Annotated in this window: 22 protein-coding genes and 2 pseudogenes; 3 read left to right on the top strand and 21 right to left on the bottom strand. The window is 49.1% G+C overall.

The window, feature by feature from the left end:
• Positions 1–143: 143 nt before the first annotated feature.
• The 21 genes and pseudogenes from J3352_RS14470 to J3352_RS02790 all read right to left on the bottom strand — a co-directional run bounded on the left by J3352_RS14470 (position 144) and on the right by J3352_RS02790 (position 22,938).
• Positions 144–1,349: a hypothetical protein gene (locus J3352_RS14470; protein ID WP_317347264.1), complete on the bottom strand. Its 1,206-nt coding sequence runs from the start codon at positions 1,347–1,349 to the stop codon at positions 144–146.
• Positions 1,283–3,124, bottom strand: a complete 1,842-nt coding sequence (locus J3352_RS14465; protein ID WP_317347265.1) for a DEAD/DEAH box helicase family protein — start codon at positions 3,122–3,124, stop codon at positions 1,283–1,285. Before J3352_RS14465 ends, J3352_RS14470 begins: the two co-directional genes overlap by 67 nt.
• A gap of 17 nt (positions 3,125–3,141) precedes the next feature.
• Entirely contained in the window at positions 3,142–4,542 is a 1,401-nt protein-coding gene (locus J3352_RS02880; RefSeq protein WP_035394984.1) for a hypothetical protein, read from the bottom strand.
• 4 nt (positions 4,543–4,546) lie between these two features.
• The gene (locus J3352_RS02875; protein WP_156065870.1) at positions 4,547–5,836 is read right to left on the bottom strand and encodes a restriction endonuclease subunit S; all 1,290 of its coding nucleotides are present in this window, start codon (positions 5,834–5,836) and stop codon (positions 4,547–4,549) included.
• Positions 5,817–6,731 carry an AbiJ-NTD4 domain-containing protein gene (locus J3352_RS02870; protein ID WP_156065867.1) on the bottom strand — a complete coding sequence of 305 codons (915 nt, stop codon included), beginning with the start codon at positions 6,729–6,731 and terminating at the stop codon, positions 5,817–5,819. The genes J3352_RS02875 and J3352_RS02870 overlap by 20 nt, the downstream gene beginning before the upstream one ends.
• Positions 6,731–8,491: a class I SAM-dependent DNA methyltransferase gene (locus J3352_RS02865; RefSeq protein WP_005936070.1), complete on the bottom strand. Its 1,761-nt coding sequence runs from the start codon at positions 8,489–8,491 to the stop codon at positions 6,731–6,733. Before J3352_RS02865 ends, J3352_RS02870 begins: the two co-directional genes overlap by 1 nt.
• Positions 8,492–8,935: 444 nt before the next feature.
• Positions 8,936–10,558 (bottom strand): recombinase family protein, encoded by a 1,623-nt coding sequence (locus J3352_RS02860; protein ID WP_008791695.1) that lies wholly within the window; start codon positions 10,556–10,558, stop codon positions 8,936–8,938.
• 107 nt (positions 10,559–10,665) lie between these two features.
• The gene (locus J3352_RS02855; protein WP_004849804.1) at positions 10,666–10,851 is read right to left on the bottom strand and encodes a hypothetical protein; all 186 of its coding nucleotides are present in this window, start codon (positions 10,849–10,851) and stop codon (positions 10,666–10,668) included.
• A gap of 270 nt (positions 10,852–11,121) precedes the next feature.
• Positions 11,122–12,462 carry a virulence-associated E family protein gene (locus J3352_RS02850; RefSeq protein ID WP_009321442.1) on the bottom strand — a complete coding sequence of 447 codons (1,341 nt, stop codon included), beginning with the start codon at positions 12,460–12,462 and terminating at the stop codon, positions 11,122–11,124.
• The gene (locus J3352_RS02845; RefSeq protein ID WP_035110550.1) at positions 12,347–13,087 is read right to left on the bottom strand and encodes a CHC2 zinc finger domain-containing protein; all 741 of its coding nucleotides are present in this window, start codon (positions 13,085–13,087) and stop codon (positions 12,347–12,349) included. The genes J3352_RS02850 and J3352_RS02845 overlap by 116 nt, the downstream gene beginning before the upstream one ends.
• 47 nt (positions 13,088–13,134) lie before the next feature.
• On the bottom strand, positions 13,135–14,280 hold the full coding sequence (locus J3352_RS02840; protein ID WP_279237273.1) for a MobA/MobL family protein: 1,146 nt from the start codon (positions 14,278–14,280) through the stop codon (positions 13,135–13,137).
• Positions 14,281–14,336: 56 nt separating this feature from the next.
• Positions 14,337–14,633, bottom strand: a pseudogene (locus J3352_RS02835) (conjugal transfer protein TraG); the annotation flags it as partial.
• Positions 14,630–15,100, bottom strand: coding sequence for a PcfB family protein (locus J3352_RS02830; RefSeq protein WP_005933691.1), 471 nt, complete (start codon positions 15,098–15,100; stop codon positions 14,630–14,632). The pseudogene J3352_RS02835 and the gene J3352_RS02830, both read right to left, overlap by 4 nt.
• Positions 15,101–15,200: 100 nt before the next feature.
• Positions 15,201–16,115 carry a DUF6017 domain-containing protein gene (locus J3352_RS02825; protein ID WP_005933689.1) on the bottom strand — a complete coding sequence of 305 codons (915 nt, stop codon included), beginning with the start codon at positions 16,113–16,115 and terminating at the stop codon, positions 15,201–15,203.
• Between the two features lie 87 nt (positions 16,116–16,202).
• On the bottom strand, positions 16,203–16,343 hold the full coding sequence (locus J3352_RS02820; RefSeq protein ID WP_166444378.1) for a hypothetical protein: 141 nt from the start codon (positions 16,341–16,343) through the stop codon (positions 16,203–16,205).
• Positions 16,343–18,019, bottom strand: a pseudogene (locus J3352_RS02815) (recombinase family protein). The gene J3352_RS02820 and the pseudogene J3352_RS02815 overlap by 1 nt, the downstream one beginning before the upstream one ends.
• 55 nt (positions 18,020–18,074) lie before the next feature.
• The gene (locus J3352_RS02810; RefSeq protein ID WP_155220044.1) at positions 18,075–19,064 is read right to left on the bottom strand and encodes a virulence RhuM family protein; all 990 of its coding nucleotides are present in this window, start codon (positions 19,062–19,064) and stop codon (positions 18,075–18,077) included.
• Positions 19,065–19,200: 136 nt separating this feature from the next.
• Positions 19,201–19,365 (bottom strand): hypothetical protein, encoded by a 165-nt coding sequence (locus J3352_RS02805; protein ID WP_165852585.1) that lies wholly within the window; start codon positions 19,363–19,365, stop codon positions 19,201–19,203.
• Positions 19,355–20,623 carry a plasmid recombination protein gene (locus tag J3352_RS02800; protein ID WP_015538077.1) on the bottom strand — a complete coding sequence of 423 codons (1,269 nt, stop codon included), beginning with the start codon at positions 20,621–20,623 and terminating at the stop codon, positions 19,355–19,357. The genes J3352_RS02805 and J3352_RS02800 overlap by 11 nt, the downstream gene beginning before the upstream one ends.
• A 349-nt stretch (positions 20,624–20,972) precedes the next feature.
• Positions 20,973–22,346, bottom strand: coding sequence for a phage/plasmid primase, P4 family (locus tag J3352_RS02795; protein ID WP_015538078.1), 1,374 nt, complete (start codon positions 22,344–22,346; stop codon positions 20,973–20,975).
• Entirely contained in the window at positions 22,321–22,938 is a 618-nt protein-coding gene (locus J3352_RS02790) for a CHC2 zinc finger domain-containing protein (RefSeq protein WP_015538079.1), read from the bottom strand. The genes J3352_RS02795 and J3352_RS02790 overlap by 26 nt, the downstream gene beginning before the upstream one ends.
• A gap of 231 nt (positions 22,939–23,169) precedes the next feature.
• On the opposite strand from J3352_RS02790, the gene J3352_RS02785 reads away from it, so the two are divergent.
• The 3 genes from J3352_RS02785 to J3352_RS02775 are packed head-to-tail and all read left to right on the top strand — an operon-like array spanning position 23,170 to position 24,828.
• On the top strand, positions 23,170–23,379 hold the full coding sequence (locus J3352_RS02785; RefSeq protein ID WP_015538080.1) for a helix-turn-helix domain-containing protein: 210 nt from the start codon (positions 23,170–23,172) through the stop codon (positions 23,377–23,379).
• The gene (locus J3352_RS02780; RefSeq protein ID WP_055149782.1) at positions 23,379–24,206 is read left to right on the top strand and encodes a helix-turn-helix transcriptional regulator; all 828 of its coding nucleotides are present in this window, start codon (positions 23,379–23,381) and stop codon (positions 24,204–24,206) included. The genes J3352_RS02785 and J3352_RS02780 overlap by 1 nt, the downstream gene beginning before the upstream one ends.
• Positions 24,187–24,828 carry a sigma-70 family RNA polymerase sigma factor gene (locus J3352_RS02775; RefSeq protein WP_082419129.1) on the top strand — a complete coding sequence of 214 codons (642 nt, stop codon included), beginning with the start codon at positions 24,187–24,189 and terminating at the stop codon, positions 24,826–24,828. The genes J3352_RS02780 and J3352_RS02775 overlap by 20 nt, the downstream gene beginning before the upstream one ends.
• The last annotated feature ends 8 nt before the right edge of the window (positions 24,829–24,836 follow it).

Raw genomic sequence — 24,836 nt, 5'->3', positions numbered from 1 at the left:
ACCAACACCATTGTAGCAAGCAATGCAGACGTATATACATCTGCTTATTTTGCTCTGCAAAATACTTGTTGGGGAGCACCCAAACCCTTGAACTGCATCTGAAGGATGCAGGCTGTTTTAAGCAAATAAAAAGGAAAACTGTTTTACTTCTTGCGGAATTCTCCATACAGCCACTCTGCCAGCGCCGACATGATAGCCTTGTACTTGCTGGTGTCCTCAAACAGGGAAGAGAAGGTGTCCTGCGCTTCGAGATAGCTGTCCTGTGCGGCGGTGTCAAAGGCTTTGGGGAAGATGCTCTCGGTAAAGATCTGCGGGTCGGAGCTGCGCGCCAGCTTTGCCAGCTTCGGGTCAGCCAGCAGACGGTCATGCAGAGCGGTAAGCAGCACCCGGTCGGCATTGGTGAACTCACCCTTGAACTTTTCGTTGATTTTCAAAATGATCTCGTCCAGCGGCTCCTTGGGGTCGTGGCCGAGAGCACCCTTCTGGGTGACAGGCTCGTAGACGCCCTTGGCGTGTTCCAGCTCAATGGCACCGGCAAAGGTCTTTTGCAGCTTGTAATATTCCAGCTGCAATTTGCCCTCCAGATCCAGCGGAGAGACCTCGTCCGGCGGCAGCAGCTTGAGCAGGTAGGCACAGAATACGTTCTCCTTGTGCAGCTCTTCATCGAACATCCGTGCCACCTGCGAAACGTAGCCGTACCACTTGACAAGGCTGCGCAGCAAGCGGCGGAACTGGTACCGCTCGGCCTGCGTTTTCTGGTTGTAGCGGTCTGCCACCGGCTTCAAGACGCTGCTCATGCGGCCCACGGCGTTTTTATCCTGCTTGGTGCTGCGGAAATACTCCTTGGCAAAGGCTTCCACGTCTGCATCGGAATAAACGGCAAAGCTCCGCAGCTCCTTCTGGGTCTTGTAAATGAGGTCGGTGTTGACCTCCTGCTCCAGAAAGGTTTCCTGATAAAACGGCTGGAATGCCTCCCGGATGTCCTCTGCCTTGTTCACAAAATCCAGCACAAAGGTGTCGGTTTTGCCGGGACAGGTACGGTTCAGACGGGAGAGAGTCTGCACTGCCTTGACGCCCTTCAGCTTTTTGTCCACGATCATGGTGTGGAGCAGCGGTTCGTCAAAACCGGTCTGGTATTTTTCTGCCACGATGAGCACATTGAAGTTGTTGTGGAACTCCTTTTTGGTCTGGCTCTCTGCAATGTGACTGCCATCAGCGCGGACGTTCAGAGACGGCTCCGTGTACTCCACACCGCCGTCCGGCACAGCACCGGAAAATGCCGCTAAGATCTGCACATCGTCATAGCCCTGCTCGGCAATGTAGCGCTTGACCTCGTGGAAGTATCGCACCGCCGCCAATCGGCCAATCGGGAGGAGGTGACTACCATCATCTTGCCCCGCCCGCCGATCTTGTGGCTGGTGGTCTCCCGGAAGGTCTCTACAATGATCTTTGCCTTCTGGCTGATGTTATAGGGGTGCAGCTCCTCATACTTGCGGATGAGCTTCGCCGCCCGGCTGGCAGGCAGGTCGGGGTTGTCCGGGATGGTCTTGGCGATCTTGAAGCAGGTGGAATAGGTCATGTAGTTTTGCAGCACATCCAGAATGAACCCTTCCTCGATGGCCTGCCGCATACTGTAAATGTGGAAAGGGTGGTGGCTGCCGTCCGGGTACTCGGTGCCGAACAGCTCCAGCGTGGCGGCTTTTGGGGTGGCGGTAAAGGCAAAGAAGGACAGGTTCTTGTGCCGCCCGTGGGAGGTCAACTCCTTCACCAGTGCATCCTCCGGGTCGATCTCGTCCTCCGCTTTGCCTTCCAGCTCGGCATATTCCCGCAGCGCGTCCTCGGTGTCGGCAAGGGCGGCTTTCAGCTTTAAAGCAGAGGTGCCGGTCTGGGAGGAGTGCGCTTCGTCGATGATAACGGCATAGTTCTTCCCGGCGGTCTTATTCACCTCAGTGTAGATGACCGGGAACTTTTGCAGCGTGGTGATGATGATGCGTGCGCCGTTGTTGATGGCATCCCGCAGGTCGCCGGAGTTTTTGTCCTCGCCGATGGCCTCCACCGCACCCAGCGTATGGTCGAAGCCGGAGATGGTCTCCTGCAGCTGTGCGTCCAGCACGGTGCGGTCAGTCACCACGATGACGCTGGCAAACACCGGCTTGTTCTCGGTGTTGAACAGGGAAGCCAGCCGGTACGCCGTCCAAGCAATGGAGTTGGACTTGCCCGACCCGGCGCTGTGCTGGATGAGATAGTGCTGCCCGGCACCCTTCTGCCGCACATCTGCCACCAGTTTGCGCACCACGTCCAGCTGATGGTACCGGGGAAAGATCAGGGTCTTGCCGTCCTGCAGGCTCATAAACTTTTGCAGGATGTCCATCATGCTGTCCTTCTGGAACACTTCTTCCCAGAGGTAGGCGGTAAGGTAGCCGCTGGGGTTGGGCGGGTTGCCTGCGCCGCCGTCCCGCCCGGCACCGTTGGAGCCCTGATTGAAGGGCAGAAAGCGGGTGTCCTTGCCTGCCAGCCGGGTGGCCATCCACACCTCGGTCAGGTCTACGCAAAAGTAGCCCAGAATGCGCTTGTTGAACTGGAAACACACCTCCCGGGGGTCCCGGTCGTGCATCCACTGCTGTTTGGCGTTCTCCACGGTCTGCCCGGTGAACTGGTTCTTCAGCTCAAAGGCGAACACCGGGATGCCGTTTACCGCCAGCACCATGTCCACCGAGTTGTGGGTGGTGTCGGAGTAGAACCACTGCCGGTTGCAGGTGATCTCGTTTTGGGCGTAGCGCTGGGCGTCCTTCTGGTTCAGCGCAGATTCTGGCTGAAAATAGCACACCCGGAACCGCCGTCCCCGGTGCTTGAACCCATACCGCAGCACCGAAAGCAGTCCGTCCGCATCGCAGGCATTGTTAAAGGCCGTGCAGAACTTCCGCACCGGGTTTACCGGGTTCTGCTTTTCAAAAAATGCCCACTCGTTGGGCTGGGTCTTTTGCACAAAGCGGATCAGGGTATCCACAAACAGCCCCAGCTTGGGGTCGTAGCAATCCCCATTGCGGGTGTAGCCCCCGGCAGGGGAGAGCAGCGCCGCCGCAATGTCCGATTCAAACTGCTTTTCGGTGGTGTTGAGGGGCATGGTTAGACCTCCTTTTGTTATCGCCATAAAAAGTGTCTGGAACAAAGCTGCTCCAAATTTTTGTCATCAATTCCGATACTGTGAAGAATCATACAGTAAATTAAACCAGTTAGATAAAGCGCAGTTGTTACAATATGCTCATCCAAAACAGCTTGTGTTCCATGCGTAGTTCTATTGCGATAGATGATTAAATTCTGGATGTCATCTTCTGTTGGAACGATTTCAAATTTATCAAATAGCTTTCGGATGAATTTTTGATATTTGACATAAAAGAGACAGACTTTATCTGCGTCAGCGATAGTCATATATTTGAGTCTACCGCAAATCATATCGTTTGTTTTCTTTGAAAATTTTCCATTTTTCTTTTGGAAATCCTTTGCAACTTTCTGTAATTCTTTCACAAGTGACTGAAGCCGCAGTTCTTCTTGAATATAGGTGTCGTTTTTGTTGTCTTGTATAGCTGACGTAATATCATCGGATTTTTTTAGACGTGCGATTTCGCATTCCAAACAGGTTACAATCCCTTTGACCATATCGTTAGTCACTCGACCAAGGCCTTTATCATCTTCTGGCACGAAGTTCATAAAAGAAAAAGGATTGTTTTTTTGCTCACAGTAAATTAACTCAATCAAAGAAGAAAGAGTGACATCTAAATCATTGAAGCAAATATTGTTTGGGGCTTTTTTCTGAGTCACAGTAGAAGAACCTTTTGAATAAACCAAAGCGGTATCCATCAAAAGAGGAGGAAAGGATGTTTTTTCTTGTAAAGCAATTTCATCAAAGTCGACGTTCTGACGGAAAGTCATAAAAGATAACAGTGTTTTGATCTTTTCAATATGAAACGGAACCGCTCCGAAAGAAATCGGCTCTGAAAATTGAAGGGTCAAATAACGCGTCCGACCAATCAGTTCAACACGGTTCAAATCATAAGTTTCATGTGCCTGGTTGCCTGATTTAACATATATACAGGAGCCATTATAATCAAAAGAAAAGCAAAAAGGTGACTTTGGAGCAGAAAGTTGAACGGCTCCATTTACAAGTTCATATGGCGAATCGATGGAGAAAAACAATGAGTCTAAAGTTCCACCCCTGAACTCAATCGCATCGATTTTTTCCCAATTACAAGTTTCAAGATTTCCTTTTTGAATTGCATAAACATTAGAAGAAAAAATTGCAACGGTTCGGATAGGAGGCATTGTCCGACTTCCGCAATAAACAGCAATGTCGCTGCCGTCATGGGTAGTACCATGAAAGTATTTGTTGCTCTGTGCTAATTTTGAATAATCTTCGGTACGGCTAGAAGTGGCTTTGAAAGGAACGTTATTCATAATACGGAATTTGTAGTTCTCTTCATAAAATGTTGCACCGCCCTGTTCACAGTCAAGGACGCCAGACCGTGGTGAGATTTCATCCACCATAATTTTACACCTCCCTTTTCCCTGTTACAACCTCATAAATCAAACTTTTCTTATAGCTTTCCAGCTCTTTCACCAGCTGCTCCTTCTTTGCAATCAACTTGTCAATCTCGGCGCACTTGGCATCAAGGTAGTCGGTGATTTCTTTTTGTTCATCTAGTGGCGGAATGAGTATTTTCATTCGAGCAACAATGTCTTGACTGATATTGGGGTCTTTTCTTGTTCCAACAGCATATTTCATCCAATATGGTTTTAGTGCAAGCAACTGCATTAGCAGAAAAATGGGAGAAACAATTTTGCGATTGCAGACGATGGAGCAAACAGCCTGATTTGTTGCACAATCTGACATGAGTAGACCGCATTTTCCGATTGTTCCGGCACCACCGTACATGGCAACACAAACTGTGCCTTTAGGCATAATAGAGCAAGCAGATGAGGCTAAAGCCAATTCGGTTATTTTCTCTGAACTGTCATAAACAAAACCATCATTTAAATCGAGTGTACGAACCCATCTGATAGTGGCATCATCAAAAAAAGAAGATTCTTTACTTCTTAGTGGCGTGGCACCACTGGAAGTTTGACCTATGCTTCCAATTTTAGCGACACCCCAATGGTGTGGAACTAGACCAGCCCATTCAACTCCGCAATCCTTCATCTCCCGCTCACCACGCACGCCTTTGGTAACAGCTTGCGTAATAACTGCCTGCTTGAGCTTTTTGTATTCCTCAATGCTAGAGCGAGTTTTGGAAAGCATAGTGTCAATTTCAGTGCATTTTGCATTCAAGTACTGAGCAGACCGAATCTGAATCTCTTTAGGAGGAAGGGCAAGTAACATATTTGAAAAATCCCAGTACTGGATATTCTTGCCCTCACGAATGCCAACAGTAAGACTGTTTATTTTACTGATAAAACCATCTGATTTGAAAAGATACCGAAAAAAGTCATTGGAAAGGTCTTTGGTGGCATGTAATACCTGATATGCAGGGGAACATACACCCTCATAATTTGAAAACTCAAAGCCGCCTTGAAAACTACGCAGACTGATTACGAAATCTCCAATATGGATTGTTTTGAAAGTTCGTAAATCCGTGTTTTCTTTGACTTGAACAACGCCCTCTAACTGACTTTGTGGAATAACACCATATTTTTGAGTAGGAGAGAGAAGAACAAGAGCAGAGTTTCCTTTTTCGTTCCGTTGAGCAAAAAGATACTTAGCCTTTACAACCTCCCACCCCTCTGGAATCTCCCCAATCCATTCAATGCCGCTGTCTTTCATTTTACGCATTTTCTGTACCATGCTTTCCGTATTCTGCAACCAGATAGTTGACGATTGCACTACAGGTAACCATCATGAATTTGGCTTCTTCAAAAGTAACGATGCTTTCGGCTTCGTGCTCGGCATGACGTACACCACCTTGATCGCAGGCATAAGAGTAAAGTTTATCAATTCCAGAGTTAAGACAAGGATGCAATTTTAGTCCGTGCTTAGCAAGTAGTTTTAATGCTTCACCAAGAGTAGCACTGTCTTTTTCTGCAATAATGCGGCAGGTTGCTTCGACGGCACTGATACTTTCTTTGACGCAGTTTTTATAGTCTGGGTGTTCACGGTCAGATAAAAAGTTGAGAGCCTTCTTAAGGTGTTTGCGTGCGCCGTCAAAAGGCGTACAGCAGGCTTGTTCAATTTCTTTTACTTCGATTTCATCTGTAATAGGAACGATTTCACCAGATATAAAGCGGTAACCTACATACTCACTTTGGAAAAGTTCATTGAACCACTCTTGAAAAACATCGATACAATTGTTAGTGGATAAGGCAAACCAATTGCAAATATACCAAAGCAAATCTAAAACTTCGTTATAAGGAGCCTCCATTAAAACCTCTTCGATTCGGGAATAAAACTTTTCCCAATCATAATGATAACCAAGCGGTAAATGATTTAAATCTGCAAAAACATTCTGCATTAGATTTTTACAGAAAATATTTGAAAGATTTTGATCTGTAGGACCGTACTTTATATTACGAGTTTCGCATTCATGGTTGAATGTTACTTGCAAAAAATCGTAGAGTTTATTACTAATAAATGTCCGAGTTCTTTCATCAAAATCATCAATTTGCATTTGGATGTTACAAGGGTCAATGCCGGCTCTGTCACTAAATCCACCGCGAACCTTAATCATACTTTTCCGTTCCATTATTCGTCCTCCTTATGGAACAGCTCTGCCAGCCCGGCGGAGATATCCTGTTCCAGTGCGGTGATGCGCGCCACGATATCCTCTACGGCTTCCGGTGCCTGATACTCGTAGAAATAGCGGGTCATGGGGATTTCGTAGCCCACCTTGGTCTTGCTGTGGTCGATCCATGCGTCGGGGGCGTAGGGCAGAACTTCCCGGGCAAAGTAGGCGTCAATATCCTGCACCAGCGGTACGTTTTCAGTGTCACGCAGGCTGGTGTCCGGCACAGGCTTGCCACGCTTCAGGAGGATGTTGCCTGCCTCGTCCCGCTGGGGGCGCTCCACCACGATTTTGTTGTAGCCGAACTCCACGCTCTCGAACACCTTGCTCTCGCAGTAGATGCCGTTTTTGTCGCCGTACACCTTGCCGTTGGCAAATTCGCCGTAGGCGGTGACGATCAGCTCCCGGCAGGCATCGGTGATGTCGTTGCGCTTGGTGCCGATGCTCTTGCGGCGTGGCTCGAAGCAGTGGCTGGCGTCAATGAGCTGCACCTTGCCTGCACGGTGGGCGGGCTTATCCTTGCTGAGCACCCAGATGTAGGTGGAGATGCCGGTGTTCATGAACATATCGGTGGAAAGCTGGATGATGCAGTCCAGCCAGTCGTTTTCCAGAATATACTGCCGGATGTTGCTCGGGCCGCTGCCGGCATCGCCGCTGAACAGGGGAGAGCCGTTCTGGATAATGGCCATCTTGCCCTTGTTTGCCAGCTTGGCAAGACCGTTCAGCACAAAAAGCTGCTGACCATCGCTGATCTTGGGCAGACCGGGGGCAAAACGCCCCATCTCGCCCCGGGCGGCTTCGGCTTCCACCGCCTTCTGCTCCCGCTTCCAGTCAATGCCGAAGGGCGGGTTGGAGATGATGTACTGGAAGGTGAACCCGGGAAACTGATCCTCTGACAGGGTGTCACCGAACCGCATATTGTTGGGGTCGCCGCCCCGGATCATCATGTCCGCCTTGGCGATGGCAAAGGTGGAGGGGTTGAACTCCTGCCCGAAGCAGGTTACCTCAATGTCGCTGTTCAGCTCGTGGATGCGCTCCTCCATGCAGCTCAGCATCTGGCTGGTTCCCATGGCCATATCGTAAACGGTCATGCTGCTGGTATCGAGGTCGGCTTCAGACAGCAGCAGGTCGGTCATCAGGTAGATGATATCCCGGCTGGTGAAGTGAGCTCCGGCTTCCTCGCCAAAGCTCTCAGAGAACCGCCGCACCAAGTCCTCAAAGATGTAGCCGCAGTCCACGGCGCTGATCTTGTCCGGGCCAAGATAGCCCTTCCCAGAGCCGAACTCCTTGATGACGAGGTAGAGGGTGTTGCTCTCCACCATCCGCTTGATGATGTTGTCAAAGTCGAACTTTGCCAGCACGTCCTGTGCGTTGGCAGAAAAGCCGGACAGGTAATCCCGGAAGTTGGACTCAATGTTGTCCGGGTCTGCCAGCAGGGTCTCGAAGGTGAACCGGCTGGTGTTATAGAACTGGTAACCGGAGGCTTTCTGCAAAAAGCCGTCGATGACCTGCAGCTTTTTCACCTTCTCGTAGGTGTCCAGCACCGCCTGATGGGTGGGCAGCAGGCAGTCGTGGAACCGCTTCACCACGGTCATGGGCAGAATAACCAGACCGTACTCGTGGGGCTTGAACGGCCCACGCAGCATATCGGCCACGTTCCAGATCATGGCGGCTTTTTCGGCAATGTTGGCACCTACGGCGGTGATCTTATCGTTTGGCATACGTTGCTCCTTGTTTTTTGTGATAGGTGGACATCCTGATTCTACAACAATGGGTGTCCTATAAATCGGATAGCAGAATGCTTTTCCTGAAAAATGATTCTTGCGTCTATTGTACCACGATAAAAGTGGAAACACCATATTCCGGCAAAAGAAAATGCCCGCCTGAAAATCAGACGGACATACTGTAAATCATATCATCTGAAAATGCTTCAAAGCCTCCACAATCGCATCCTCTTTCTCCTTCGGACACTGAGGCTGCTTTGTATTTTCGGACTTCGCCTTGTGGTGGTTCTCTCGTACCTCCAGACCGCATTTCTGCTTGACCTGCGAGATATACAGGGAAGAAACCTTCAGCCCAGTCTGTTCCAACACACGGGCCTTGATTTCAGGATAGGTCGCACCCGTCTCCCTTAATTAAAGATATTGTTGGGTAAAAAAGAAAGGTCAGTCGATTTTGCCGATGAAGCGGTAGTAGATTTCTACTTCCTGCTCACGGCTTCCGTCCTCGCCCTTGACAGCTTCGTGGACGGTTATTTTTTCAATTAGAGTGTTCAGAAGTTCGGCGGTCAGCTCCACAGGGTTGACATACTGTTTCATCAGGGCAATCCACTTTTCAGCATCCGCTGCGGTCTGTACGGCGGCTTCCATCGTTTCGTGAAGCTGTCTTATTTTTGTTTCAAGCTCCTTTTGCTCGTTCTGGTACTTCTCGGACAGCATATTGAAGTTATACTCGGTTATGCGTCCGGCAGACCAGTCCTCATACATTTTAGCAAACAGCCCGTCAACCTCGGCTTTACGCTTCTCTGCCTTTTTCAGCTCCGCAGCCTGCTTTTTCTTCGCAGAGTTTCTTTCCCTGTCGCTGGCATTGAGCAGGCGTTTCAGCAGCTTGTCCTCGTCTTTCTGTGCCAGCATAGACCAGTATTGCAGTCTTGCAAGCACATAGGCATACAGTACATCATAGCGGATATAGTGCATGGAACACTGGCGTAATCCCTGCCCGTTCTTGCTGCAATGGTAGTACCCGTATGGGTTCTTATTCTGCTTGTTTTCCCCATAGGCTAAAGACCATCCGCAGTCTGCACATTTTATCAATCCTGCGAAAATCTGTGTCGTACCGTTTCTGCGTTTCCTGCGTCTGCTTGCAATCAGCTCCTGAACTTTTTGGAACACTTCTTCAGAAATGATGGCTTCGTGGGTATTTTCCACACGATACCATTCTTCCTGCGGCTTCCGCACCTTTTTCTTGTTCTTGAATGAAATGTTGCTCTGCTTGTTGTGAATGCTGTGACCGATGTAGGTTTCCTCTTTCAAAATGCTCTTGACCTGTGCTATCGTCCACGCATAGGCTTTTTCTGCGGGCGCACCGGCGTAGATATTGGCGAAAGTCCCGTATCTTTCATAGTTCAGCCAGCCGGGGGTAGGTACTTTTTCCTCCACCAGAATCCGTGTAATGCTGGCGGCTCCACGCCCGTGTACAGCAAGGTCAAAAATCTTCTCTACAATCCAGCGTGTTTCCGGGTCGATCAGAAGATGACCTTTTTTGTCCGGGTCTTTTACATAGCCCAGCGGTGCATAGGCTCCATAGTGTGCGCCATTGGCAAATCTTGTGTGCATGGCAGCCTTGACCTTTTTGCTGGTCTGTCGGGCGTGCATTTCATTCAGGATGTTTAAGAACGGTGCAAGCTCGCTTTCTCCGTTGATGGTGTCCACATTGTCATTGATGGCAATGTAGCGTACTCCCTTGCTGGGGAAATAGATTTCCGTGTACTGACCGGTCAGGATATAGTTTCTTCCCAGACGGGATAAGTCCTTTGTGACAACGCAGTTGATTTTCCCGTCTTCGATGTCATCAATCATCCTTTGGAAACTTGGACGCTCGAAATTTGTCCCACTCCATCCGTCGTCAATGTACTCGTCTACAACGGTCAGCCCATGCTCTGCGGCATACTGTCTAAGCATCATGCGCTGGGTCTGGATACTGCCGCTTTCCCCCTGTAATTCATCGTCACGGCTCAATCTCAAATATAGTGCAGTGTTATAAATCGTTGTATTGTATGGTTGTTTCACGGTTAAAAATCCTCCTTCTAAAAGAAACAACCCACGCTTATACAATACTCGCTGGTACAAGTATATCATAAGCGTGGGCTGATTGACAGTCGTTATTCCGTATTTTTTCAGGAAGCGGCGGCAGCGTGCTGGATCACATCTTCCAGCAGGCTGTCAAGCGGCTTCCCATCCTGTGCGAAATGCTCCGATACCTTGATACGGACTTTCCCCATGACAAAATACTGGGTGCCGTCTTTTTCGGTAAGCAGGGTGCCGCTGTTTTTGTTATTGCTCTCGTTTTTGCTTTTTGCCATAGGCAGTTACCTCCATAAATGAAATATGCCCGACAAGGGAATGTCAGACAGGTGTACAGCCGCAGACTGTCTCCGTGTCAACCAAACCGTGTCAACCGGCAGAAAAGACTTTGAAAACAATCCATAGGCGCTCTATTATTACTTTTTACTTTTTCTTTGATTTCTTGGTTGACATGGTTGACAAAGGAGAGAAATGCCCCAAATATCAGGCTTTTCCCCGTCAACCGGCTGTCAACCAAAGCGTCAACCAAACTGTCAACCGGTGGCTTTTCAGAATGGAAGTTCCATTTGCCGGGCTTCTTCTTCCGTGATTTCCTGAAAACCGTCCCCCTCCGGCGGAGCTTGGTTGACACGCTCCCAGCCTTTTTGAGAACCGTATTTCTTATACCGCTTCGGGCTTTTGTAGGCTACCCAGCCCTGTATGATGCCGCCCGCAATGCCGGTATTCATAATCTCGCAGATTGCCCGTGTCTCCCAGTCTGCCGGGGAATTTAAGTTCCCCAGCGCTTCCTCATAAAGCTGCTTGGAACATACCCTGTCGCCGGTGTAGTCCTCCAAATAGGCGTAGATCATGCCGGCCTGTGTGTCTTCCTGCATAAAGTCCTGCTGGTGGGCGTTCAGGTATCGGTTCATTTCCATGCTGAATGACAGCTTATACTTCCCACTGCGATAAACCGTCATGGCTTCCGCCCACATCTGTTCGATATACGCCCTCGCCGCCGCTTCATCGTCCAGTATGTGAACCTCCGCCCGTTCCGGGTACACCGTCACGGGGAGAAAGCGCCGGTTGCCGGTGCGGTCACGGGGCAAAAAGTCCTGCCGGTTGGTCGTCCCTCCAAATACACATTGCCGCAGCCGGTCTGCCGGATGTGTCTCATACGGCACTTTGTAGGTTTCTTTCTGGCGGCTTAAGAATGACTTGATTTCCTCAATACTCTTGGCGTTGGCTGTGGCAATCATCTCCGACATCTCGATAATCCAATGCCCTTGCAGCTTGCGGTACACATTTTCATCGTCCAGCTTTTTCAAATCGTCTGAAAACCATTCGTCCCTGCCTGCCAGCAGCCGGAAAAAGGTAGATTTCCCGGCTCCCTGACCACCAACCAGACAGAGCATGACCTCAAACTTGCTCCCCGGTCTGAATACCCGCCGGATGGCTCCCATCAGGAACAGTTTCAAGGCTTCATAGGTGTATTCGTCCGTATCGGCTCCCAGAAAGTGATGCAGGGCGTAACGGATGCGCTCTGTGCCGTCCCATTGCAGGCTGTTCAGGTAATCCCTGACTGGATGGTAGCGGTTTTCATTGGCAACAATCTTGATGGCGCTCTGCACCTTTTTCTCGCTGGTAAGCCCGTAATTTTCTTCCAGATACAAAAGCAGGTAGTTCATGTCCATGTCGGTCAGCGTGGTACTGGTGCGCTCCCAGCCCAGCGGCTTCACAATGTCAATCTGCTCCGTCAAAAGGTTCAGGCGCAGCGCCCCGCGAAACAGAGGGTCACGCTGGAACACCGTCAGGCAGTTTCGGATGCTGTTCTTCACGCCGCCTTTCTGCGTCCCCTCTAATGTTTCCCGGATTTCTGCCGGTGTCTGCGCCGGTTCCATTGTGTCCATCGTCCTTTTGACCGCTTCCTGCGTTTCCGGCGGCAAGCTCTGAAATTCGCTGTTCAAGCCGCAACACCTCCTTTCCCTGTGCGGCGATCAATGCCGCTTTTTCTTCTATTTCTCCGTATAACAAAATATCCAAAAGGTATTCTGTGTAGCTTATCCTCTGCAACGCTTCCACAAAAAGAGGATGCCAGATGGCATCCTGCGGCTGTGGGGCGTGTGCTGTTTTCCAATGCTCCAGCAGGCGCAGATAATCGCATAGCACCCGGAAACAATACCGTTCCGTTTCCTGAAATCTCTGCTCCGCTGATTTTTGTCGGGGCTGTGACCTGTTGTGACGCTTCCTATCTGGCGGCGCATTGCCGGATTTCTCATAGGAAACGCCGAAGTCCTCCGCAAGCCTGACCGCAGCTTCCCGTTTCCCCAATCCATGCAGCAAAGCGGCCAAGTCGATCACATCCCCGGAAGCCCCGCAGCCGAAGCAGTAAAAGCGGCTGTCCACTTTCATGCTGGGCGTGCGGTCATTGTGGAATGGACAGCAGACCATGCCGTTTCTCCCCACCCGGATTCCATAGAATGAAGCAGCCTGCCGGGTGGTAACAGACTGTTTCACCGCTTCAAATACATTCAAATGCTCCCTCCATAAAAATACTGGTAGCGGTAAAGCTGCCGGTTATATCATAGCTCCATCTCATGTTTCTTTCTCTGTACTGCCTGTGGCTGCTCCCTCCGGCGCAGTGCGGTATCTACGGCGTTCTGCACCTGCCGTAGCCGTATGACTTCCTCCCGGAGTGGCTTGTGCTGCGGAGACAGTTCGGCATACTCTGTTTTTAACTGTGCGTATTCCTGTTTCCATGCTTTCAGGGCAATGGGTTTTCCGTCCAGTTTTTCTTTCAAAATACGGCGGGCGGCATAAAACAGCCGTAACTCCGCATCGTGGGATGTTTCAAATTTCTCCCTCTGTTTCTTAAACTTGATATTGTTCAATTCCGTATGAACAGGTTTTAGCCGCTGGTAATTCTCGCCCTCCCGTATCAATTCCTGCAATTCCTTTATCCGGGCAGATTTCTTTTTCATGGAGTCGCTTAACGCTTCAAATTCTTCGTTGACAGAGGAAAGACGCTCCTGCAAATCCTCTAATGTGAGCAGCTTGTTTTCCGTCAGATAATTGACGGCTTCGGCAAACTGCTTTAAGTTTCCGGTTCTGGCTTTATTGCTCCATGCCCCTGCGTTGCGCTGGTTGTAATAAGCGATCAACAGGTCGGCAAGGCTCGGTGTCTGCGGTTTGGAAAGTTCTTCTTTTACCTCTGCCATCCAGACAAACAGGGCTTTGATCTTCTTCCTCACATCCTGCATGAGCCGGTTGGTGGCTTTAATCCAGCGGTTCAGTTCCCCTTTCTCGGTGCGGATGCCCTTTGCTTCCATCTGCCGGACATTAGCTCCCTCGTGGACAGTAGGTATCAGGTCAAGCCCCTGCCGCACATAGGAACGGTGGTCGATACGCACATCCAGCCCTTTTTCCTCAAATTTTGTATTAACGGCAGCCGCCCACTGCTCCCGCCAGTGTTCCAGCGTTTCCGGCTCATGCCAGTCTGTTGTATGGACAGCGTTAAACATATAATCGCCGTTTTTATCCCGGATTCGGTTTCCATCTTCATCAAGAAGATATTCCCGACGCTGTTTTTGTCCCCATGTGCCATCCGGGTTCAAAGGGCGCATGGTTGTCATCACATGAAAATGCGGGTTAGGGATGCCGCCGTCCCTGTCCTCGTCGCCCACGGAAAGGCGGGAGTAAAGGGCTGTAATTTTGCTATAATCAGTCATGTGCATAACCTCCTGTGCGTCCATGTATGTGTCATTTACACTTAAAATTATGCACTCCACCGGGCAGAACCGTATTCCTCGCCCTTGCGGTACTTCTTGGCGTTCTTGCCCTTGCTGTACACGATGAGCCGGACAGCCACCGCACCAACAACGCCAACGCAGAGGTCAAACAGATGCAGGCTGGGCAGCGGGCTTGCAAAGGCGACAGAGATGCCGCCCGTCAGGTGGAGCAGCTTTGCCGAAGCATCCGCGCCCGCCGCCAGACGGTATGCCTGCCCGCATTTGGCGAACAGGTACACGAACAGCAGATACGGCAGATTCAGCACCAGCAGTTTTTTCAGTTCAGGCTTCATCGCTCTAACCCCCTTTGCTTAATTTTTTCTTTAGCGCGTTTCGGCTGCTGGGCCGCTTTCTGCTTGGCTGCTGCCAGCACCTTGCGGATGGAGGGCCGCTGCTCCTTGGAGAGTGTTTTGGCCGTGAACTCCCGGAACGCCTGTTCCAGATTGTCCGCATCCTTGGCCTTGAAGATCACGATGTAGTGGGGCGGCTGGGTGGTCTTGTCCTTACGCAAGGTGAAGTCCACGCCGTACTTCTTGGCGCAGGGCTTGAACGCCCCGATGTTCGCTTCCGTGACTTCAATGTTGGTCAGGGCCGCGCCGTGGGCTTTCAGCTGTTTCAGGCTTTGCTTGCCGTGGTGCAGCTTTGGCCCCTTGGCCCGGTGCTGCAAATATTTTTTCAGGGCAGCTTGCAACGCTTGGGCAGTGAGCTTGCCCGTTTTCATGGACAGGGCAATAGTTTTCTGGGTGACTTCTTCCTGCAATATGAATCCCTCCTTGTTGCAGAAAATTCAGAGCGGCAGCTAGGGTGGAACCACCAGCCGCCGCAGGTAAAGTGTTCTCATGGATGGGTACTCCTTTCGGTCAGGTGTTGGGCGGGCGGCCCCAATCGGGCTGCGCCATATCGTGCGCCACAAGGGACGCATAGTAGCTGTTGATGGTGCTGGGGGCGTTGAACAGCATGGCCCGCAGGTATTGCTTGATGTTGCGGACTTTGGTGGTGTTGTCCCGCAGGCAGTCCATGACGAACTCGATGTGATGGCTGTCCAGCTTCAAGAATTTCGCCTTGACCAACTCTGCCGGGTAATCGTCCCCGGCCACCCGGATGGACTTGCGGGAAGTGCAGACCGTTTCCAGCAGGATGTCCACGATTTCGTCCAGCTGTTCCCGGTCTATCCGGGGATTCTGGGTGAGGGTGTCATACTCGATGTTCTCCAAAATCAGGTCCCGGTAGATTTGATAGGCCGCTTCCTTTCGGTTTCCCGTCCATTCTGGTGGCGGTGCCACTGCCTCGTCCTTGTCCAAAGGCAAGGGGTTTGGGGAATGGATAGGAATGGAATCGGTATTTTGTCTCTCTTTCTTTTGTTTTTCTGTAATTAGTTTATCTTTATTTAATTGCATTGGATTTTCCAACGTAGGGTTTTCCTGCGTGGGATTCTCCAACGTTGGATTTTCCAATGTAGGTGAAACCGATGCAGGAACGGGCTGCGGCAGCTCGAAGATCACATAGTCTGCACCGCGCAGCCGCCCTTTCTCGTCCCGTTCTCTGGAACGCTGGATGTAGCCTGCCTGTTCCAGTTCCCGGATGGCCTGCCGTATCGCGTCAATGCTTTCCCGGTTGATACGGGCCAGCCCTTGCAGGGTGTAGTCCCAATCTTCCGGCAGGGAGAGCATTTGGGAGAGTAAGCCTTTGGCTTTCAGGGACAAGGCCCGGTTCCGCAGGTGGTGGTTTGACATGACCGTGTAGCCGCTGTTCTTTTCTACCCGAAAAACTGCCATTTCACGGATGCCTCCTTTCTGTTTTTGGGCAAAGAAAAAGCCGCAGGCTTTTTGTTAAAGTCTGCGGCTATGCCGATTGTTAGATATTCAATTCTTTGTGTTTCCGCACTCCATATCAATTACCACCGAAACGGTGATATGATTTTCAATGCGTTTATTGCGGAGTTTATCGCCCTCGCCATCGAACACAACATGACGAGAAAACAACGTAAAGCGGATGATTTCCACTAGATTCCTCTTTGTAGCGAAACTATCGCTTCGACATGTGTATCACTGTCCAAACTCATTTCCATATCTTCCTCAATAATCGGAAGCTTGAATTTGATGGATTTGAGCCACTGACCGTTTGGCTGTCGTTCCTCATAGATATGGATTTCAGAAATCAGCGATTCCATAATCTGTCGCTTCTCCTGCTCGTCCATGACAGCGTACAGCTTTTCAAAATAAATCAGCACTTTGTAGATATTGTCAGCAGTGAGTTTTTCTGCTTCTATTGCCATTTTCTTTGCTCTGGCTTCAATCAACAGATTCTCCGTATCCTCTATCTTATCATACATTTTATAAAGGCGATCATCAAGGTCTGCTTTACGCTTGATGTAGTGCTTATCATCTGGGTCAAGGGTATCAATCTCATCAATCAAACGGGACTTCGTAGCATAGCTCTGACGAAGCTGTTTTTCATAATTGGCAATCTCCTGTTCAATGGCGGATGTATCTATCTTCATATTGATTTTTTGCTGCATCATCGCCGCAAACTTCGGATTGCTGACCAGTTTGATAATAACCTCTGCAACAGCACCGTCCAGCAATTCCTCATTGATTTGCTTCTTGTATTCACACTTATGACCACGGGTCATAGTGCGGTGTTTGCAGCCATAATAGAAGAAATCCTTATATTTCGTGCCGTCCGGCTTGTGCTTGATGCTTTTGTTGCCGTACATTCCGGCTCCGCAAATAGGACATTTAAGTAATCCGGTCAGCAGGTGTACCTTGTTGTCTTTACCGTTGTTGACCTTTTCATACTTCTTCGCCTGAGCAAGAAGTTTTACTTGGGCTTCATGCCAGAGTCCTTCTGATACAATGGCTTCATGCAGACCGTCAACTAACAGATAATTTTCCTGCTCCACAAGTCGGTAATCATTGCGAGTTCCATGTACCTTTTCTGTTCTTCTCCTGCCGTAAGCAATTTTACCACAGTAAACGGGATTTTTCAAAATTCTGCGAATCAGGGCTGCATCAAACAGAGGATTTTTTCCATTCTACCGCTGAATTTTGTTGATACCGTGATTGGCAAGGTATTTCGCAAGTCCGTTAGCTCCTATATCGGTATGCACATACTGGTCAAAGATAATGCGGATTGCCTCGGCTTCTTCCTCGTTGATATACAGCATACCTTTTTCCAATTTGTATCCGTAGGGAGCAAAACCACCGTTCCATTTACCCTCACGAGCTTTCTGGATTCTGCCTTCCATCGTCTGAACACGGATATTCTCACGCTCAATCTCGGCAACCGCAGAAAGCACGGAAATCATCAGCTTACCGGCATCTTTGGAAGAATCAATGCCATCCTCCACACAAATCAGATTGACATCGAAATCTTGCATCACCTGTAAGGTAGACAGCACATCTGCCGCATTTCTGCCAAAACGTGATAACTTGAACACCAGCACATAGGACACGCCATCTTTACCGGACTTGATATCCTCCATCATGCGGTTAAATTCCAATCTGCCCTCAATGGACTTTCCCGATTTACCGGCATCCTCATATTCACCGACGATTTCAAAATCGTTGAACTCAGCATAGGCTTTCATTCTTGATTTCTGAGCATCCAAGGAGTAACCGTCTACCTGAACGGCAGTAGATACTCTCGTATAAATATATACTTTTGTTTTTTCTTTCATATCGCCATCCTCATTTGTGCCACAGCCTGTGGCATAATTCAGCTTTCATCGTCTGTTATTTTTTGCCGTCAGTTTTCTGTTCCAACATCTTTATCGAATTTAAATAATCATTTTCCACGTCGCTGAGCGTTCTTGTCTTATATTTTCGATATTCTCCAGTCGCTTTATCAACAGCCTGCTTATGAGTAATGCTTCCATTTCCAATTAAAAGCTGCTCTCCACTCATGGTAAGAATGCGATCCAGATGCTCTGCCCAGTCCTGCATCGTCATTGCCTGTTCACGCTCTGCCTGACGTTCCGCAAAATCCAGATACCCGGATACAAGTTGTCCCATAGCACGAAGCTCTTTCTCATTCAGATAGTTTTTCGCAACAATCGCTTCTTTGAGTGTCGGCTGATTACCGGCAAAGGTGGTAAGTCCCATGAACTCTTTTTCCGCATCCGCTCTTGTATAAATCACTTCTGCCGCAGTCTGTCCGTGAATGGCATAATGAATTTTATTCTGAACCTTTTTGAAAAAACGGATAGAGATTTCCGCTTTCGGGTCGTAGTCAATGCTGGTGGCATAGATTTCAAGCACCTGACGATAAAACACCTTTTCCGATGCACGGATGTCTCTGATTCTTTCAAGCAGTTCCTTGAAATATCCACCGCCGCCCAGATTTTTCAATCGTTCATCATCCAAAGCAAAACCTTTTTTCATGTATTCTTTGAGAATGTTAGTTGCCCAGATTCTGAACTGTGTGCCACGCTTGGATTTTACACGATAGCCGACAGAAATGATAACATCAAGATTATAGTAGTCAACCTGATAGGTTTTTCCATCTGCCGCAGTTGTTGCAAAATTTGCAACAACTGACTCTCGCTGCAGCTCGCCTTCGGAAAATACATTTTTTATATGTCTTGAAATAGTAGATTTATCTCTCTGGAACAACTCTGCCATCTGGTCAATGGATAACCACACGGTATCCTCATCAAATGTGGTTTCAATTTTTGTCAATCCATCTTCTGTTGTGTAAATAATCATATTGGATTTTTGATTCATATCATCATAATTGTTCACCGGAACACCTCATTTCTAATTGTGCAACGGGGTATTGCGCTTTTATTCTATGTAGCTCTATGCGTTGAGAACAGTAGCTCTCGCATAGAGTTTGGACACTTATTCCACGACTATTATATCATTGCTTTTCCATCAATTCAATAGTGTCACTGGGTTCTTCAGATGTGTTTTCTTCCTCCAAACAAGACGGCGGCTCTGGAAGATTATCAATATCCAGAACCGCCGCATATTTTTCTATTAAATTTGCAAGTAAATCGGCAAAACCATTCCATTTATCTGTCAATAGTGCTCTCCTTTCTTTTTCGTCCACGTTCCTGCGGAATGTCCTGTTTCTCTTTTCCTCTGGTCAAAACGGCATTAAGAAAAGCCCGTACCCTTTCAGGTGCGAGCTTGACAGCATCCAGATACGGCTGAGCCTGTTCCAGAAGTTTCTCATATCGTTTTTTCCATACCCCAGCATCTTTCTTGGCTGTTTCATATTTCTGCTGGTATTTTAATTTCTCCGCTTTTTCAGCAAAGCTGCTGACAGCATAATTTTTGAGAGTACGGCATTCATCGGGTGTCAAGACGATGTTCCCGGTAAAAGATTTCTTACCCATCGACTCCAGCTCCTGAACCGTCACCGCTATTCCGGTTGCCGCCTTAGTCTGTGCTTGCAGGGATTTAAGCTCCTGCTTTTTCTTCTCCGCAGCCTGTGTAGTATCGTCAAGCTGTGCTTCTTTCTGGTTCAGTTCCGCCGTCACAGCTTCCAGTCGCTGCTTTTCCTTTGCCACCTTAAACTGGGTCACAGTCAGATGTTCCTCGGTGCTGTCACGCTCTCCACGTTCCACATCGGTATATCCGGCAGCTCTCATGTGCTGAAAAAAATCATCCTGTAAAACAGAATAGGATTTTCGGAGAACAGGCTTACCATTGACTTGCAGAATTGGTTTTCCATCTTTGTCCACAGCAGGTTTGGACAGCCACTTTTTACTGCGGCTGACCTGCATAATGGTTTCCTTTACCGTTCCTCTGAGAGCTTCATCCTTGCAGCGTTTCGACCACAAAATCTGTTTCTCCACCACAGGGACATAGACCACATGAAGATGATAATGGAACACGTCCTTGCCAAGTGCTTCGGACATCGCCCGGTTAATCTCGTCAGCGTGCATGACTGCCGAGAGGATATACTGTTCACCGCCAACAATCTCCACAGCGGATTTATAGGCTTCCTCATAAAACTGTCTGGCGTATTCATAACCGCCGTGATTGTCGAAGTACGCAGAGTTCACATCAAAGACCATTTCGTTGAAATGGACGGCATCCGCCTTCAGACCTCTGGTGGAAATGATGTTGTCAGCTTTCATCTGCTCAAACATTTCAGCGTAGCTCCCGGTAGGTTCTTTGAAGTGTACGTTGAGGGAACTTCTTTCCGGGATAATATCTTCGTTACTGTATATTTCTTTTTCACGCTCATTGTGTGCCTGTGCATCTCCGATGTCATTATCTGTGACATCCATATTTCTTGCACAGGTACGGTCAACTCCGTCATTTCTTGCCATATTTTTCCTTCCTTTCTTTGGGATTTGCAGACAGGTAGCTTTGGAAAGGCACTTCTGCGGAAGTGTAATAACCCACTATGACACTTTCATCCATACTGGCTGCAAAGTGCCGTGGGCTCTCCCGAGGGGCTCTCCGAGGGTAATGCGGTCGCTGCGGCGACCTCTGCCGAACATCAGAAAGTTGTCTGCTCCTCTTTCCAATGTCCGGCACGGACGGCTGCTGTTTTGCGAAACCGCCCCGTCCGTTGACAGAAAAAAGACTGACTTTTTCCTGTCATTTGGGTACGTCACGAAGGTTTTATACAGGAGTGATTTACGCTCGTACGCTGTGTACGTACGTACCAAAAAATCAATCCCGCCATTCCTCCGGTACGTACGTACACGGCGAAACGTCGTAAAACCCATTTATATTCGGACGGGCTACGGCTTCAATTCCCATGAATCCCCACACCCTGCGCCCGGCAGAGTTTGTGATTTTGTTGGTGTGTTCCAGATTGTAGCGACTTAAATTTGCCACCACACTGTCACTAAAGCTGCGGGATTTCAGGGGCGGCAGAGAATTTTCCTCACACCACATCCGATAAATTTCGTACAGCTCCTTGGAGCTGATGGAAGCATCCGCTTTCAGCCGGATATAGCCCTCAGACTCCATGAAGTCGAAAATATTGTTGTTGTCACGCTTGACGGACTCTCGGTTGGTTTTGGTGCGCTCACTTTCCGTGAATTTGAAATTGTTGGCAACCAGACGCTGCAATCCCTCAAACGCCCAGAGGAAAATGCCCTCCACCTCAGCTTTCATCTTCTGGGCGAGGTCAGGGTCATCCATTCTTCCGGCAGGCTTTTCCTTTGTGGTCAGCACAAGCTGTCTGCGGTAGAAACCGTCACTTCGGTCATACAATGCCTGTAAATCTCCATTGGAGAAAGCCAGCAGACGGGCGAACATCCAGCCCTGATAGCTCTGTTTGCCCTTGCGCTCCAAATCCATTTTCCCTTGAGCTGTCACAATGGATTTCACATAATTGGTCTGGCGCAAGGCTTCCATTCGCATATCATCATCCACGCATAGGAGGATATGCTCCAGATCGGCACGGGCAAATCGGTTCTCAGAGATTTTACCAATGCTTCCGTCCTTCATGGAACTGCCCAGCATTTGCCCCAGCACCGCACCGATTTGGGATTTACCCTCGCCGCCATTGCCCTTAATGACCATCATCCTCTGTCCTTTATTGGAGGGAATCAGGCAATAGCCGATAAATTCCTGCAAGGTAGGGATGTCCTCCGGGTAAAGCAGACCATTCAGAAAGGAAAGCCACAGCACAGGTTTCGGAGTATCCGGGCGATAGAAAACCGGGAGCCTGTTTCTCACAATATCCGGCTTCCCCTCTGTAAAAGTGCCGTCCAGCATGAGCGTACCGTTTGCCAGATGAATCCTGTCCTGCTCCGGCGGGAAGTCCTCCACATGAGCCGCCAGCTTCATAATCTCAATGATGTTGCTGATTTTGCGGGGAATGTTGTTCACGGCACAATATTTCAATTCTTCAAAGATTTCGCCACGAAGCGGCAGGTCGTCCGTCACTCGACCATCAGGTGTGAAAAAAGCTCCGTTTGCAAAGATAATCTGACGGGTTCTCAGAAAATCTTCACAAAACAGAGCTTCATTGATACTCTTGCCGTCAAACCACATCGGCACATTCATCTCAAGCAATTTCCTGTTCTCTGACATGGCAGCGCACCTCCTTTTTCTGCTCGTCCAGTCGTGTTTGCATTCTTGCAATCGTTCCGTCTGTCAAAAGTTCCTTGACGGTATCAGTCCTTTCTTCCTGATCGCTCATAAGGAGCAAATCGTTCAGATACTCCACATATTCCAGCTTGTGGCAAGCTTCCACGAACCTCTCATCCGGCTCGTCCTCCGGTGCTTCGGGAGCATATCGCTCTTTCCAGTCCTCCAAAAGATGAAGATACCCGGACAGCACATTCATGCAGAAAAGCTCGTCCTGTTTCGACTGATTCACACGGGGACGGTACTTCTTTACCTGTGCCACCACGGACGGCGGCCTGTCCAGTCCGAAATCCGCAGCCAGTCTCTGCGCTGCTTCATAGGCAGACAGGTCAAGCAGCCTTGCCACAAAGTCAATCACATCTCCCTTGGCACCGCAGCCGAAGCAATAGAAGTAATCCTCGTTCAGCTTCAAGCTGGGGTGTCTGTCATCGTGGAAAGGGCAGCAAATCATCCCGGAGCGATTGATTTTCAGCCCGTAGTGTTCGGCGGCTTGCCTAACCGTGACCGCCGCCTTGACTGTTTCAAAAATGTTCATTTGCATAACCTCCTTGATTTTTCTCGATGATTTTTTCATCTGCCTGAATATACGCAGAAAAACGCTTTCAACCGAAAAATCAGGCACTTCCGCAAGCAAAGCAAAAAGCCGCCCCGAAAACTTGAAAAAATGTAAGTTTCGAGACGGCAGTGTTCACACAAAGTTGGTTGATATTGTTCCGTAAATAGAATATAATTGAAGTTAATATGAATCAGGAGGGATGATACAGAAATGAAATACCTGTCTACATTTGAAGTTGCCGAGAAATGGGGTATCTCTCCCCGAAGAGTTGGTATCCTCTGCAACAATGACCGCATACCGGGCGCACAGCGGGCAGGAAGCCGCTGGATCATCCCGGAGGACGCTGAAAAGCCGACAGATGCCCGCATTAAAAGCGGAAAATATATCAAACAGAAAACAGACAGAGGGGAGGAAGCATAATGGCTGATACTTATTTACCCGCCGATGTTCGGAAAAGAATCGTTGATGTAATGAGAGAACGCAAGATGACCCAGCGAGAACTGGCACTTCGGATTGATGTGAATGAAAGCACCATCAGCCGCTTCCTTAGCGGAAAGACCGAAAAGCTGAGCGAGGAAAGCGTTATCCGCATCGCCAGAGTGTTCAATGTGTCCACGGACTTTATCTTGGGTACGACCGTAATCCCGGATAAAAAGAACTACGATATTTCAGAACTGGGATTATCTGTTGAAGCTGCAAAGAATCTTTATACCGGAAAGGTCAACAATGATGTAGTCAACCGTCTGCTGGAAAATCCCCGCTTTGCCATGGTTACTTATATGATTGCACAGTATATGGATGATACCCTTGCAAGAGGATATGCCGCACAAAACCAGATGTTTGCTACCGTTGGCTCTCTGCTGTTGGGACAGAACCAAGCTCCCGAAGCAGTACAGGCAGCCCGAACCGCTAATGCCATGAAAATTCCCGCTTATCAGGCAGACCAGACCACGATTCAAAACACCTTTATGACGGTGGTTAAGGAAATCAAGAAAGAAGCAGGCAGCGATTTGGTCGCAGCCAAGGCAATCAGCAAGGAAGCCACCGAAAAGATGTTTGCCGAGCTGACCAAGGGGCAGGATATGCAGAATCCGACCATCACGCCGGAAGCAGTTGTTGATGCTATTACAGGCAGCATTTCCGGTGTCGATGGAGTCAATCAGGAAGCTCTGGACAACTTTAACAAAGCCTTGCTGGGGCTGATGCAGACGATGGTGCTGCCGGAAGATGATGGACAAGATAACTAACGAGCAGCTCTGTATTGCGGCGCAGAGCGGTGACAAATGGGCAGAAAACGCCCTTGTAGAGAACAATCTGCGGTTTATCCGAAAGACGGCATACGAGATATGGAGCGCACAGCGGGAGCTGAACGTTGCCCTCGGCATTGAACTGAACGATTTGGTGCAGGAGGGTTCATTGGGGCTTCTGGGCTGCATAAGCAGCTTTCAACCCGACTACGGGAACAAGTTTTTGACCTATGCTGCCCCGGCTATTCATAATGCCATGCTGGACTACATCCGCAGGCTGAATCCTACCTTTGAAGCCAAAAATCTGGACTGTATCATTCGTCTGGATGAGGTCAAAAAGGGCGAGAATAAGGGACAACATGAATTTATAGCAGATTCCAGAGTACAGAACCCAGAGCAGATTTTCATTGCAAAGGAAACCCACGAAGAAATCCATACGGCTCTGGAAATGATTGATGAGCGAGAGAAAGCCTATCTCTGGTATCGCTTTGGCTTTGAGGACGATGTCCTCCATCCTCTGAGCGAAACGGCGAAGCACTTCCATCTGTCAGAGAGCAGAGCAAAGTCCACGGAGAAATTGGCTCTGGATAACTTCTGGCTGGAACTGCCTTGGTGGTACTAAATATTCAA

It is taken from the genome of Faecalibacterium sp. Marseille-Q4164 (assembly GCF_017377545.1).
In the GTDB taxonomy this organism is placed as follows: Bacteria; Bacillota; Clostridia; order Oscillospirales; family Ruminococcaceae; genus Faecalibacterium; species Faecalibacterium duncaniae.
Note: the sequence above shows the minus strand (reverse complement) of the source record. Positions and strands in the feature narration are given on the sequence as shown.

Coding starts and splice junctions, on each gene's coding strand:
- J3352_RS02785 (WP_015538080.1), top strand. CDS start 23,170: ATGAAATACCTGTCTACATTTGAAGTTGCCGAGAAATGGGGTATCTCT.
- J3352_RS02865 (WP_005936070.1), bottom strand. CDS start 8,491: ATGCCAAACGATAAGATCACCGCCGTAGGTGCCAACATTGCCGAAAAA.
- J3352_RS02880 (WP_035394984.1), bottom strand. CDS start 4,542: ATGGTGGATGAAATCTCACCACGGTCTGGCGTCCTTGACTGTGAACAG.
- J3352_RS02780 (WP_055149782.1), top strand. CDS start 23,379: ATGGCTGATACTTATTTACCCGCCGATGTTCGGAAAAGAATCGTTGAT.
- J3352_RS02800 (WP_015538077.1), bottom strand. CDS start 20,623: ATGGCAAGAAATGACGGAGTTGACCGTACCTGTGCAAGAAATATGGAT.
- J3352_RS02855 (WP_004849804.1), bottom strand. CDS start 10,851: ATGGCAAAAAGCAAAAACGAGAGCAATAACAAAAACAGCGGCACCCTG.
- J3352_RS14465 (WP_317347265.1), bottom strand. CDS start 3,124: ATGCCCCTCAACACCACCGAAAAGCAGTTTGAATCGGACATTGCGGCG.
- J3352_RS02840 (WP_279237273.1), bottom strand. CDS start 14,280: ATGACTGATTATAGCAAAATTACAGCCCTTTACTCCCGCCTTTCCGTG.
- J3352_RS02850 (WP_009321442.1), bottom strand. CDS start 12,462: ATGGACACAATGGAACCGGCGCAGACACCGGCAGAAATCCGGGAAACA.
- J3352_RS02795 (WP_015538078.1), bottom strand. CDS start 22,346: ATGTCAGAGAACAGGAAATTGCTTGAGATGAATGTGCCGATGTGGTTT.
- J3352_RS02825 (WP_005933689.1), bottom strand. CDS start 16,115: ATGGCAGTTTTTCGGGTAGAAAAGAACAGCGGCTACACGGTCATGTCA.
- J3352_RS02870 (WP_156065867.1), bottom strand. CDS start 6,731: ATGGAACGGAAAAGTATGATTAAGGTTCGCGGTGGATTTAGTGACAGA.
- J3352_RS02790 (WP_015538079.1), bottom strand. CDS start 22,938: ATGAACATTTTTGAAACAGTCAAGGCGGCGGTCACGGTTAGGCAAGCC.
- J3352_RS02875 (WP_156065870.1), bottom strand. CDS start 5,836: ATGGTACAGAAAATGCGTAAAATGAAAGACAGCGGCATTGAATGGATT.
- J3352_RS02810 (WP_155220044.1), bottom strand. CDS start 19,064: ATGAATCAAAAATCCAATATGATTATTTACACAACAGAAGATGGATTG.
- J3352_RS02775 (WP_082419129.1), top strand. CDS start 24,187: ATGATGGACAAGATAACTAACGAGCAGCTCTGTATTGCGGCGCAGAGC.